Source organism: Mycobacterium sp. TH-M15, from assembly GCF_057473705.1.
In genome coordinates this window covers 1-12,156 of the sequence record NZ_JBYCLB010000338.1, presented here as the reverse complement: position 1 = coordinate 12,156, position 12,156 = coordinate 1, and the positions used below count along the sequence as shown (strand labels likewise).

Annotated in this window: 13 protein-coding genes; 1 reads left to right on the top strand and 12 read right to left on the bottom strand. The window is 71.0% G+C overall.

Annotated elements, in window-relative coordinates; genetic code table 11:
• Positions 1-319: 319 nt before the first annotated feature.
• From proB to AC2VNT_RS08210, 10 genes are all read right to left on the bottom strand, one after another.
• The gene (proB, locus tag AC2VNT_RS08255) at positions 320-1,420 is read right to left on the bottom strand and encodes a glutamate 5-kinase (protein WP_486946392.1); all 1,101 of its coding nucleotides are present in this window, start codon (positions 1,418-1,420) and stop codon (positions 320-322) included.
• Positions 1,421-1,488: 68 nt separating this feature from the next.
• Entirely contained in the window at positions 1,489-2,964 is a 1,476-nt protein-coding gene (gene obgE, locus AC2VNT_RS08250) for a GTPase ObgE (RefSeq protein ID WP_486946391.1), read from the bottom strand.
• A gap of 76 nt (positions 2,965-3,040) precedes the next feature.
• The gene (gene rpmA / locus AC2VNT_RS08245; protein WP_486946390.1) at positions 3,041-3,301 is read right to left on the bottom strand and encodes a 50S ribosomal protein L27; all 261 of its coding nucleotides are present in this window, start codon (positions 3,299-3,301) and stop codon (positions 3,041-3,043) included.
• A gap of 15 nt (positions 3,302-3,316) precedes the next feature.
• On the bottom strand, positions 3,317-3,628 hold the full coding sequence (gene rplU, locus AC2VNT_RS08240) for a 50S ribosomal protein L21 (protein ID WP_486946389.1): 312 nt from the start codon (positions 3,626-3,628) through the stop codon (positions 3,317-3,319).
• Between the two features lie 140 nt (positions 3,629-3,768).
• Positions 3,769-5,460 (bottom strand): patatin-like phospholipase family protein, encoded by a 1,692-nt coding sequence (locus AC2VNT_RS08235; protein ID WP_486946388.1) that lies wholly within the window; start codon positions 5,458-5,460, stop codon positions 3,769-3,771.
• The gene (gene rne, locus AC2VNT_RS08230; RefSeq protein ID WP_486946387.1) at positions 5,460-8,147 is read right to left on the bottom strand and encodes a ribonuclease E; all 2,688 of its coding nucleotides are present in this window, start codon (positions 8,145-8,147) and stop codon (positions 5,460-5,462) included. The genes AC2VNT_RS08235 and rne overlap by 1 nt, the downstream gene beginning before the upstream one ends.
• A gap of 296 nt (positions 8,148-8,443) precedes the next feature.
• A complete protein-coding gene (locus AC2VNT_RS08225; RefSeq protein ID WP_486946386.1) occupies positions 8,444-8,794 on the bottom strand; it encodes a hemophore-related protein in 351 nt (116 codons plus the stop codon).
• 87 nt (positions 8,795-8,881) lie between these two features.
• Positions 8,882-9,811: an SAM-dependent methyltransferase gene (locus tag AC2VNT_RS08220; RefSeq protein ID WP_486946385.1), complete on the bottom strand. Its 930-nt coding sequence runs from the start codon at positions 9,809-9,811 to the stop codon at positions 8,882-8,884.
• A gap of 13 nt (positions 9,812-9,824) precedes the next feature.
• Positions 9,825-10,262 (bottom strand): TA system VapC family ribonuclease toxin, encoded by a 438-nt coding sequence (locus tag AC2VNT_RS08215; protein WP_486946384.1) that lies wholly within the window; start codon positions 10,260-10,262, stop codon positions 9,825-9,827.
• Positions 10,259-10,516 carry a ribbon-helix-helix domain-containing protein gene (locus tag AC2VNT_RS08210; RefSeq protein WP_486946383.1) on the bottom strand — a complete coding sequence of 86 codons (258 nt, stop codon included), beginning with the start codon at positions 10,514-10,516 and terminating at the stop codon, positions 10,259-10,261. Before AC2VNT_RS08210 ends, AC2VNT_RS08215 begins: the two co-directional genes overlap by 4 nt.
• Positions 10,517-10,609: 93 nt before the next feature.
• Between AC2VNT_RS08210 and AC2VNT_RS08205 the strand changes: the two genes are divergently transcribed.
• On the top strand, positions 10,610-11,113 hold the full coding sequence (locus AC2VNT_RS08205) for an O-acetyl-ADP-ribose deacetylase (protein ID WP_486946382.1): 504 nt from the start codon (positions 10,610-10,612) through the stop codon (positions 11,111-11,113).
• Positions 11,114-11,135: 22 nt separating this feature from the next.
• Here AC2VNT_RS08205 and ndk read toward each other — a convergent pair whose 3' ends face one another.
• Positions 11,136-11,582, bottom strand: a complete 447-nt coding sequence (gene ndk, locus AC2VNT_RS08200) for a nucleoside-diphosphate kinase (protein ID WP_486946381.1) — start codon at positions 11,580-11,582, stop codon at positions 11,136-11,138.
• Between the two features lie 94 nt (positions 11,583-11,676).
• Entirely contained in the window at positions 11,677-12,012 is a 336-nt protein-coding gene (locus AC2VNT_RS08195; protein ID WP_486946380.1) for a hypothetical protein, read from the bottom strand.
• Positions 12,013-12,156 lie beyond the last annotated feature (144 nt).

Below are 12,156 nucleotides of genomic sequence, written 5' to 3'. Positions count from 1 at the left end.
GGCCGCACCGCCAGGTGAGGTCGTCGACGGCGGTGCGGGGCTGCTGCGCGTAGTCGTTGTTGTGGTGGGCCTCGCAGAAGTAGCCGGGCACCGGGCGCGTCATCGCCGCTGCCAGCCGGTCGGCGGCGGCGATTCCCTTCCCGGCCATCTCGCCCGGCGCTGCGGAGCCTGCTGCTGGCCGGCACCCACGGCATCGCCGACATGGAGATGAGCGGCCACCTCAACGCCGACAAATGGCAGACCGGCGCCGAGGAGCTCATCGACACGCTGGTGGCCCTGGTGGTCTCGCGATTCCGTGCGAGACCCGGCGAGAACTAGGTTAGACGGCGACCAGGTCGTCGGCGTGCACCACCGGCCGCCGCTCGTCAGCGGGCAGATCGGCGGTGCAGCGGCCGATCATGCCGGCCAGTTCGGCGGCGTCGTAACCGACCACACCGCGGGCCACCGCCCGGCCGTCCGGTCCGCACAGCTGCACCACGTCGCCGCCGTGGAACACCCCGGAGACCGCGGTGACGCCGGCCGCCAGCAACGAGCGTCGCTCGGTCAGCACCGCGCGCACCGCACCGTCGTCCAGGGTCAGCGAACCGGCCGCCTCGGCGGCGTAGCGCACCCAGAACCTGCGCGCCGACAGCCGCTGCCGTCGCGCGGCGAACGCCGTGCCCACCGTCGCGTCGGTCAGCGCCGCGGCCGCGTAAGCGGCCGCGGCCCGCAGCACCGGCACCCCCGCGTCGGCGGCCAGCAGCGCCGCGGAGAGCTTCGACTCCATCCCACCGGTGCCCAGGTGACTGCCGCGGCCGGCCACCACGCCGGCCAGGTCGGCCGGCCCGGCCACCTCGGGGATCGGCCGCGCCGCACCCTTGCGCGGGTCGGCGTCGTAGAGGCCGTCGACATCGGAGAGCAGCACCAGCGCGTCGGCGCCGACCAGGTGCGCCACCAACGCCGAGAGCCGGTCGTTGTCGCCGAACCGGATCTCGCCGGTGGCCACCGTGTCGTTCTCGTTGACGATCGCCACCGCGTGCAGCGCCCGCAGCCGGTCCAGGGTGCGTTGGGCGTTGGTGTGCGACACCCGCATCGAGACGTCCTGCGCGGTGAGCAGCACCTGCCCGACGGTGCGGCCGTAGCGGTGAAACGCGGCGCTCCAGGCGTTCACCAGGGCCACCTGCCCGACGCTGGCCGCCGCCTGCTTGGTGGCAAGATCCGTTGGCCGCTTGGATAGTCCGAGTGGCTCGATGCCCGCGGCGATCGCCCCGGACGACACGATCACCAGATCGGAGCCGGCTTTCATCCGGCCCTCGATCGCATCGACGAGCTGGGCCAGCGCCGCGGCGTCGAACATCCCGGTCGGCGTGGTGAGCGCTGTGGTGCCCACCTTCACCACGACGCTGCGCGCGGTGCGGATCGCGTCGCGGGCTGTGCTCATCGGCGCCGCTCCTCCTCATCGCTTCGCTCTGCATCGTCGCCGGCTGTGCTCATCGGCGCCGCTCCTCCTCATCGCGTCGCTCTGCATCGTCGCCGGCTGTGCGACTCATGGTGCTCGCGTCGCTGCTTGCGGGCGGCTTTGCGTTCGGCGGCGCCGGCCCGGTCGGTGCGGTCCAGCCGGGGGTCGGTGCCGCGCCGGGTCATCGGGGCCTGGTCGGCGCCGGCCGGGGTGGCCGGCTCCCAGTCGAAGGTCATCTCGCCGATCGTCACCGCGCAGCCGGGCCGAGCGCCCAACCGCAGCAGTTCGTCCTCGATGCCCAGCCGGGCCAGCCGGTCGCCGAGGTAACCGACCGCCTCGTCGTTGTCGAAATCGGTCTGCTGTATCCAGCGCTCCGGGCGCTCGCCGCGGACCAGGAAACCGCCGTCGTCGCCGGCCGCCACGGAGAACCCGGCCTCACCGGCCGGCCGGGGGCGGATCACCGGCCGGCGCGGCACCGGTGCCGGCCGGGCCGCGCGGAAGGCCTCGACCAGATCGGCCAGTGCGACGGTCCACGCCCGCAATCCCTCCCGGTTGATCGTGGACACCAGGAAGACCGGCCAGCCGCGCTCGCCGGCGATGTCGTCGCGGACGAATTCGGCGAGCTCGCGCGCCTCCGGCATGTCCACCTTGTTGAGCACCACCGCCCGCGGCCGGTCGGCCAGGTCGCCGAGCGTCGAATCCAGTTGCAGTGACGGGGTGTAGGCGGCCAGCTCGGCCTCCAGCGCGTCGATGTCGGAGACCGGGTCGCGTCCCGGTTCGGCGGTCGCACAGTCAACGACGTGCACCAGCACCGCACAGCGCTCGATGTGGCGCAGGAAATCCAGGCCCAGCCCGCGGCCCGCCGAGGCGCCGGGGATCAGGCCGGGCACGTCGGCGACGGTGTAGGTGTGCTCGCCCGCCGAGACCACGCCCAGATTCGGGGCGAGCGTGGTGAACGGGTAGTCGGCGATCTTCGGCTTGGCCGCCGAGATGACGGATACCAGCGAGGATTTTCCGGCGGACGGGAACCCGATCAGGCCGACGTCGGCGACGGTCTTGAGTTCGACGGTGAGGTCGTGCGACCGCCCGGGCTCGCCGCGCAGGGCGAACCCCGGGGCTTTGCGGGCCCGGGAGACCAGGGCCGCGTTACCCAGCCCACCACGGCCGCCAGCCGCCGCCTCGAAACGCGATCCCGCCCCCACCAGGTCGGCCAGCAGGTGGCCGTCTTCGTCGAGCACCACGGTGCCGTCGGGAACTTTGACCTCCAGGTCGGCGCCGGCGGCACCATCCCGGTTGCCGCCCATGCCCTGCTTACCCGACGGCGCGATGATGTGCGGGCGGAAATGGAAGTCGAGCAGCGTGTGCACTCCGGGATCGACCACCAGCACAACGCTGCCGCCGCGTCCGCCGTTGCCGCCGTCCGGGCCGCCGAGCGGCTTGAACTTCTCCCGGTGGATGGACGCGCAGCCGTTACCGCCGTCGCCGGCCCGCACATGGATCACGACGCGGTCGACGAACCGGGGCATCGCACATCACCTATCCCACGCCGAGTGTGCGGCCGCGGCGGGGCGATTCGTCGCCGCGGTGGCACACTCGCGACGCTCAGTCGCGGGCGACCGGAACGATGTTGACCGTCTTGCGGCCGCGCTTGACGCCGAACTCGACCGCGCCGGGGGACGTCGCGAAGAGCGTGTCGTCGCCACCGCGACCGACGTTAATGCCCGGATGGAAATGAGTACCCCGCTGCCGCACCAAAATCTCGCCGGCCTTGACCACCTGGCCGCCGAACCGCTTGACGCCGAGCCGCTGGGCATTGGAGTCGCGCCCGTTGCGTGAACTGGAAGCGCCCTTCTTGTGTGCCATGTCGGTAGTCTCCCGCTACTTGATTCCGGTGACCTTGAGCACGGTCAGCCGCTGCCGGTGACCCTGCCGCTTGTGGTAGCCGGTCTTGTTCTTGAACTTGTGGATCCGGATCTTGGGGCCCTTGGTGTGCTCGAGCACCTCACCGGTGACCGAGATCTTCGCCAGCTTGGCGGCATCGGTGGTCACGGTGGCACCGTCGACCACCAGGGCCACCGGCAGCGTCACCTTGGCGCCGGGCTCGGAGTCCAGCTTCTCCACCTTGAGCACGTCCCCGACGGCGACCTTGTACTGCTTGCCGCCGGTCTTGACGATTGCGTAGGTCGCCATCGTTGCGTCTACCTCTGCTTCACTCATCGATACGCGCGCATCATCGGGCACGCGCGGTGAACTGGGGATGTGCCGGCCTGCGGGCCTGGCGACAACTGGTCAAGGGTACGTGACCAGCGGCAACCCGGTCAAACCCGCCATCAACCCCGGCGACCGGACCTGCGACGGCGCCGCCACCGGGCAAAACGCCCGCCGGGCGCCATCACCGCGCTCATCGACGCCGCCGCCGGCACCTCGCGCCGCTCGGCCGCCGCGCCCGGGACCGCGGGTCGGTCACCCTCCCACCACGTCGGTTTCAGCAGCGCGGAGACCACCGGCACCGCCTTGTCGACGCTGCGCTCCCCCCATTCGCAGGCGCCGTCGATGGCGGCCGACGACGGTGCCAGGTTCACCGGCGACAGGGTCGGCGCGAACCGCACCAGGTGATCGGCGTAGGGCGCGTTGCGCGCCATCTGCAGCTGAATGGCCTGGGTGATCGGGACCAGCCACAGGTGCTTCGGGTCCCACTGCGGGTGGAAGCAGTCGAAGGCCAGATAGCAGGCGTTGCGGGTGCCGAGCTTGCCGTCGCGCACCCGCTTCCAGGCCAGCTCGACCGGGACGTTGCTGGCGGCGCCACCGTCGACGAGCGCCGAGACGTCGTTCTCGTCGAGCAGCGCGTCGAGGATCGGGACCATGGCGGGATCGCTGGTCTCGTGGTGCAGCACGCCCGGGATCGACGACGAGAAGGACGCCGCGTCGACGACGTTGAGGTCACGGGTCGCGTCGTCGCCGCCGATCACGATCGGCTTGGTCACCCGGGCGTCGATGAACGCGGCCGTCTGCCACATCCGGACCGCCACCTGCGGTCCGATCCCGATCGGCAGATGCGGGATCGAGCGCAGCCGCAGCGCCGCCAGCTTCTCCCGGCGAAACTTCGACGGCAGCACCGTGAACGACTGGTTGCGCACGCCGGCGACCACCGCCTCATACGGGATCGCCAAATCGCAGATGCGCATCCGCTCGCCGTCGGCGCGGCTGAACAGCGCGTCGGCGAACCGGTCGAACCGCAGCGCGAACGCCCCGGTGAGCCCGTGCCGCCGATGTAGCCGGTCGGGTCCGAGGATGCCGCGGTAGGAGACGGTCTTGGCCCAGTCGACGTACTCCTCGAACGGCACCGGGACGGCCCGGCTGACGACGGCGCCCATGATCGCGCCGAACGACGAGCCGACCAGGTAGTCGGGGACGTGACCGGCGTCCAGCAGCCGCTTCATCCCACCGATGTAGACGAAACCGGCACCGCCACCGCCGCCGAGCACGGTGACCAGCTTCTTGTAGCCGACCTCGGCGTCGAGCTCGGCGGCGGAGAAGGCGTTGGCGTGCCGCGCGACCAGCGATCTGCGCTGCTCGTCCTGGTCATCGGCGAGGCCGGCGAGGACCGCACGGGCCGCCGCCAGCGCGGTCGGTGCGTCCTTCTCGTCGCGCAGCGGCCCGGCCAGGGCGTCGGCCACCCGGGCCCGCCAGGGGGCGACCTCGTCTCCGACCGACACGTCGCCACGACCCCTGGCTCCACCCGGCCCGGCGGCGCCGGGCTCGAAGTCGACCAGCCTGGCGAAGTTGAGGACGTACCGCAGCCGGCGCAGATCGTCGTCGCGCAGCACGCCGGGGTTGTGCAGGTGGTGCCGGACCAGCCGGTTCTCCATCCGCTGCAGCAGCAGGACGGTGTCGGTCGGCAGCCCTCCCAGGTCGTCGTCACCGGCGCCGTTCGCTGCCGGTCCGAGCCGCTCGGTGAGCTTGAGGTCGGCGGAGCGCCGGCCGAAAGCGTTGGACACCGCGTCGACGAACGGAATCTGCATCAACCCTCGTGCGCCGGCGGACCGGCGGGCCGGGCCGCGGTGCGACGCCGGCGAGTGGCTACCGGGGCCGGTGCCGTGGCGGCGCCGCCCACCGCATCGTCGGCGTCGTCGGAATCGTCCTGGTCGGTGTCGTCCGAGTCGTCGATGACGTCCAGGTCGTCGTCGAAGTCTTCGTCGTCGTCGTCGAGATCGACCTCGTCGTCCTCGTCTTCGTCGTCGGTGTCGTCGGTGTCGTCGTAGTCGTCGTCGGGTGCCCCACCCCGGCCGACGATCGGCTGCTCGTCGGTAGCCTCCGCCGACGGCTCGACTTCGGACTCCCCAAGCTCCTCGGCTTCCTCGTCGTCGTGCCGGCCGTTGGCCGCGGCCATCGCCTTGAACATCGGGTGGTCGCCGGGCTGATGTGGCGGAACCTTGGCCACCGCCGGCTCTTCGGCCTTGGCCTTCTTGGCACGCTTACCCCGGCGGCCGCCCGACTCCGACTTGCGTCCCGGGGCCGGCGAGTCGACCGGGTCGGCATGCAACACGATGCCACGGCCGGCGCAGTGCTGGCACGACGTCGAGAACGCCTCGATCAGCCCGGTGCCCAGCCGCTTGCGGGTCAGCTGCACCAACCCCAGCGAGGTCACCTCCGACACCTGGTGGCGGGTCCGGTCCCGGGCCAGCGCCTGGGTCAGCCGGCGCAGCACCAGATCCCGGTTGGACTCCAGCACCATGTCGATGAAGTCGACGACGACGATGCCGCCGATGTCACGCAGCCGCAGCTGCCGGACGATCTCCTCGGCGGCCTCCAGGTTGTTCTTGGTGACCGTCTCCTCGAGGTTCCCGCCGGAGCCGGTGAACTTGCCGGTGTTGACGTCGACCACGGTCATCGCCTCGGTCCGGTCGATCACCAGGGTCCCGCCGGACGGCAGCCAGACCTTGCGGTCCATCGCCTTGGCTAGCTGCTCGTCGACCCGGTGCACCGCGAACACATCCGGCCCCGGCTGCCCGTCCGGACCGGTCACCACCTCGTATTTGGTGAGCTTGGACCCCAACTCCGGCGCCACCGAGTTCAGGTAGTCGTTGATGGTCGCCCAGGCGTCGTCGCCGGCGACGATCAGCTGCGAGAAATCCTCGTTGAACAGGTCACGGATCACCTTGACCAGCACATCGGGTTCCTCGTAGAGCGTCAGCGCCGCACCGGCCGCCTTCTCCGTGGCCTCGGCCGCGGCGGCCTCGATCTGCTCCCAGCGCTGTTGCAGCCGGTTCACGTCGGCCCGGATATCTTCTTCCCTGACGCCCTCCGAGGCGGTGCGGATGATCACCCCGGCCCCGGCCGGCACCACCTCGCGCAGGATCTCCTTGAGCCGCTGCCGTTCGGTGTCGGGCAGCTTGCGGCTGATCCCGGTCGACGACGCACCCGGCACGTACACCAGATAGCGACCGGCCAGCGAGACCTGAGTGGTCAGCCGGGCACCCTTGTGACCGATGGGGTCCTTGCTGACCTGCACCACCACGTAGTCACCGGGTTTGAGCGCCTGCTCGATCTTGCGGTTGGCCCCGCCGAGCCCGGCCGCTTCCCAGTTCACCTCGCCGGCGTAGAGCACGCCGTTGCGGCCCCGGCCGATGTCGACGAAGGCGGCCTCCATCGACGGCAGCACGTTCTGCACGATGCCCAGGTAGACGTTGCCCACCAGCGAGGTGGAGGCGGCGGAGGTGACGAAGTGCTCCACCAGCACGCCGTCTTCCAGCACCCCGATCTGGGTGTAGCGGGCGCCGGTGTGCGGCGGTTCGGTGCGAACCCGATCCCGCACCACCATCACCCGGTCGACCGCCTCGCGGCGGGCCAGGAACTCGGCCTCGCTCAGGATCGGCGGCCGACGCCGCCCCGCGTCCCGGCCGTCGCGCCGGCGCTGCCGCTTGGCCTCCAGCCGGGTCGACCCGTTGATCCCCTTGATCTCGTCGTCGGCTGTCTCCTTGCCGCCCTTGGCGGACCTGGATCGGGGCGCCCGCTCGTGCACGACGGTGTTGGGCGGGTCGTCGGCGGATGCGGCCTCGTCGCCGCCGGTGCCGGACTTCCGCCGCCGCCGGCGCCGCCGCCGCCGGTTGCCGGCCTCGTCGGCGGCGCCGTTCTCCTCGTCGTCGACGTCCGCACCGGCGGTGTCGTCGGCGCCCACGTCCTCGGTGTCGTCGTCGACGTCGGTGCGGTCGTCCGATCCGCGGCCACGGCCCCGTCCGCGCCGGCCGCGCCGGCGCCGCCGGCCCGCCGGGCGATCCTCGTCGTCGGCGTCCGAGCCGTCGGCGTCGTCGGCGTCGAACTCGGCCTCGGCCGGCTCGGCGACCTCGGACCGCGGCTGCGGTGCGACGAACAGCGGCATATACCCGGACGAATCCGGGGTCGTCTCCAGCATCAGCCGAGACTCTGGCTCGTCGGGCACGTCGGGCTCGTCGGGCGGGTCCGGGTCGCTGGGATCGCCCGGGTCGGGACCGGCCGCGGCCAGCAGGTCGCGCACCCGGGCCGCGTCGGCCTGATCCACCGTGGACTGGGCGCTACGAACCTGCCCGTCAAGCTCGGTCAGCGCGTCGATGACCCGTCGGCTGGTGGTGCCCAGCGTCCGGGCCAGGGAATGCACCCGGAGCCGGTCCGGCAACTCGTCGGGGTGCGCCGGCACCGCGGGTGTTTCTGCAGAAAGCGCATCATCGGCCACGTACTCTCCTTAAGCCCTCGGGCGCGTCGAGCGACGCGGCCACGCGAGGGCTTTTCGCTATGCACCCGGGTGAATCCCCGGGCTTGTGGGGGTCTCGCCCCGAGCGGCTCTCGTTGAACTCACTCGGCGCCTGGCTGAATGAGGGCTGGGCAATGGGCGCCGCACCACGGGGATGGTCGCACTCGCCTAACTCTTCATCCGGATGTCGGCCACCGGTGTGGTGGCGTTCACCCGATCGCCAGTATCCCATACAACCCGGCGAAGCCGGTCGAAAGGCGACAACCCGGCGGTCAACATCAGTAGTTGTTGCAGGTCCCGATCACCTGCATCACCAGGCCGACGTATTGGTCCGCGTACTGCTGGGCCTTCGGGTTGCGCTGCAGCTTGTCGAGCATCCTCTGCCGCTTGGCCGGCGGTGAATTGATGAAGGATTGCAGCATCGCCGTCGCCTGCGGCGATGCGTTGAGTTGGGCCGCGGCCTCCGGCGATTCGGCATCCAACGCCGCCATCACCTGCGGATAGCTGCAGGTCATGTTCACCACCGCCGTCATGTCGGGTTCGGCGGTGGCGGTCCCGGCTGCCGCTGTCAGCGACAATGCCAGGCCGACTCCCGCGGCACCCACCTTGACCAGCACCGATCGAAACATTGGACCCTCTCCCCGGTTCGTGGACGTCGTCGCCGCCGCACCCACCCTACCGGAGATAGTTAGCTAGTCACAGTATTTTTGTGCTGTTCAGTCCGCAAGCCCACCGGTGACGAACACCGCCTGCCGCGCCTCATCCTCGGCGCCGGGCACCTCGACCCAGCGGTCCAGCGCCTGCATCGCCTGCCGCACCGGATGTTCGGTGACCCGCCAGCGGCGTTCGGCGAGCAACTCGACCGGGGTGGGGCGCACCGGGTGCACCAGGTCCTCGATGACCACGCTCTGCTCGATGCCGAGCTCGGCGGCGGCGCGCACGAAGCGGATCCAGACCGGTACGCCGTCGCGACGGGGCGCTCCGCCCTCGGTGGCGAATCGGCTGCCCGGCGCGCTGAGCTCGGTGATCCGGTCGAAGAGCAGCTCCCGCGCCTCGGCGTTGAGGTACACCAGCAGCCCCTCGGCCAGCCAGACCGTCGAGATGGCCGGGTCGAACCCGGCGGCGCGCAGCGCGGCCGGCCAGTCGCCGCGCAGGTCGGCGCCGACCTCGCGGCGCTCGGCGGTGGGCGTTGCGCCGTGAGCGGCCAGCGCCGTCGCCTTGTAGGCCAGCACCTTCGGCTGGTCGATCTCGTAGATGATGGTGCCGGCCGGCCAGTCCAGCCGGTAGGCGCGGGAATCCAGCCCGGACGCCAGGATCACCACCTGGGTGATTCCGGCCTGCGCGGCCGCCGTCAGGCAGGTGTCGAAGAAGTGGGTGCGGGTGGCCTGGTAGCCGAGCATGTTGGTGTACAGCGCGACGGTCTCGGCGCTGGCCGCGGCGAGTCTGGCGGGCATGTCGGCGTCGAGCAGGTGCTCCCAGGCGCCGGAATTCGCGCCGGAGACCAGAACGGCGGCGTACGGGTCGGAGATCTTCGGGTCCGGCCCGGCGGTCTCCACCGCGCGGCACGCGGCCACCATCACCGCGGTGGAGCCGACGCTGGTGGCGATGTCCCAGTCGTCGTGCTGGTCGCGGCTCGTGAGTGTCATCCGGTCCTTCTCCTCAGCGCGTGTCGGCGATCGGGTCGATCCACCGCACACCCGGGAATCGACTGAAATCAACATCGGTGGAGCATAATTCGGCTCCGTGCTCGACCGCCAGAGCGGCGAGATGGGCGTCGCTGGTCAGGTTACCCGCCGTGCCGAGCGGGGCCAGCAGGCCACGGACGACGCTGGCATGGCGGTCGGTTGGGTGGAGCATCGTGACGCATGGTTGCTGCAACCATTCGTCGACGACGTCGAACGCCTCATCGACAGCGAACGGCCGGGCGAACACCGCTGGGCGCGTCGACAATCGGACGAAACCGATGAGCACCTGCCAGGCGAAGGCGACGGTGTCCGAACCGGAGAGCGTCTGATCCAGCCAGTTTCGGGCCGGCGCATGCCGCGGCGACGACTCGTCGATCGCGTACACCAGGATGTTCAGGTCGAGCAGCCTCATTTGCGCAGCGCGAGCTTGCGCAGGGTCTCGGCGTCTTCGTCGGCTGCCGCCAGTGCCAGCGCCTTGTCGATGTCGACCCCGTCACGCAGTCCCATGTCGCGGCTCGGCGTGCGGTAACGCCGCCGGTCGGGCTGGCCGCTCAACCCACGCCGCACCGCGTCGTTGAGCACCGCCTTGAACGACGTTCCGCGTTCGCGCACCGCACGCTGTAATGCCGCCACCACGTCCGGGTCCAGCGTCACCGTGGTTCGCATGCTGTCATCATAACAGCGGCGATCTTGCTGTCATGATGCGTCGCCATGCCGCCGTATGCTCGAGCGGTGACCTGCCGGCACGGGAGGCCCGATATGCCGACCCTGACCGCTGTCCGTGGTGACATCACCGCGCAGCACGTCGACGCGATCGTGAACGCCGCGAACACCGCCATGCGCGGGGGCGGCGGCGTGGACGGCGCGATCCACCGCGCCGGCGGGCCCGCCGTCCTGCGCGACTGCATCGCGCGCTTCCCGGATGGGCTGGCCACCGGTGACGCCGGCTGGACCGCCGCGGGCGATCTGCCGGCCCGGTGGGTGATCCACACCGTCGGGCCGAACTACCGCGCCGGCCAGCGCGACCGGGCGCTGCTCGAGTCGTGCTACCGCCGATCGCTGGAGGTCGCCGACGAACTCGGCGTGGGTACCATTGCGTTCCCGTTGATCAGCGCCGGCGTGTACGGCTGGCCGCTGGCGGACGCGATAGCCGCGGCGGTGCAGACGATCAGCGCCACATCCACGGCGGTGGTCGAGGCGCGGCTGGTCGGTTACGACGAAGCGACCTACCTCGGGATTCGGCAGGCCGTGCAAGCGCTCTGACGGCCCGCCGGGTCCACGTAGGTCAGGCGAGCGTGACGCCCGGCGCCACCACCGGCGGCTTGAAATCGGGGAACCACAGGGCGATCTCGCGCTCCGCCGACTCCGCGGAATCCGAGCCGTGCACCAGGTTGTACTGGGTCTCCAGCCCGAAGTCACCGCGGATGCTGCCCGGCGCGGCCTGGGCCACCGGATCGGTGGCCCCGGCCAGCTGACGAAACGCCGCGATCGCGTTCGGACCCTCCACCACCGCCGCCACCACCGCACCCGAGGTGATGAACCGCACCAGCGAGGCGAAGAACGTCTTGGCCTCGTGCTCGGCGTAGTGCTTGCGGGCCAGCGGCTCGTCGACGGGCTTGAGCTCCAGCGCCGCGATGGTCAGGCCCTTCCGCTCGATCCGGCCGATGATCTCCCCCACCAGGCCGCGACGGACGCCGTCCGGCTTGATCAACACCAACGTTCGCTCAGTCATCGAAGTGCCCTTCGTCGGCAGCCGGATCTGTTCGCGGCGGTCGTTGACACTCTACGAAGGCGCACGCGGGCCGGGCGCCGTCGGTCCGGGTTTTTCACACCGGGCACTGCGGCAAAAGCGCCAGAGCGGCCCCGGCGGCCAGCAGCGCAGCGACCTTGACCAGCTCCAGCGCCGCGTATGCGTAATGCGCGCGGGAGCGGTGCACCAGCCCGCCCGGCGGTGCGTCGGCCGCGGCCAGGACCGCATCGGAGCGGCGGACCAGCCGGGGTCGCACCCCCACCAGCTGACCGGCCAACACCGCCGCCGCGACACCGATCCCGGCCAGCGCAACCGGTTCCGGCGGATCGAACGCGACCGCCGCGACGAGCACCGCCACCAGCACCACCTCGACGCTGTTGAGCGCCCGGAAGACCAGCCGGCCGATGCCCAATCCCAGCTGAACCGTGATGCCGGGCGCCTGAAACTTCAGCGGCGCCTCTAGGTGCGTGGGTCAGTAACCGGCGATATCCGGTGTGTCGTTTCTGCGGTTGAACCGGGTGGTCGGCGAGGCTGTCGGTATGGGTTCGATGGCAGC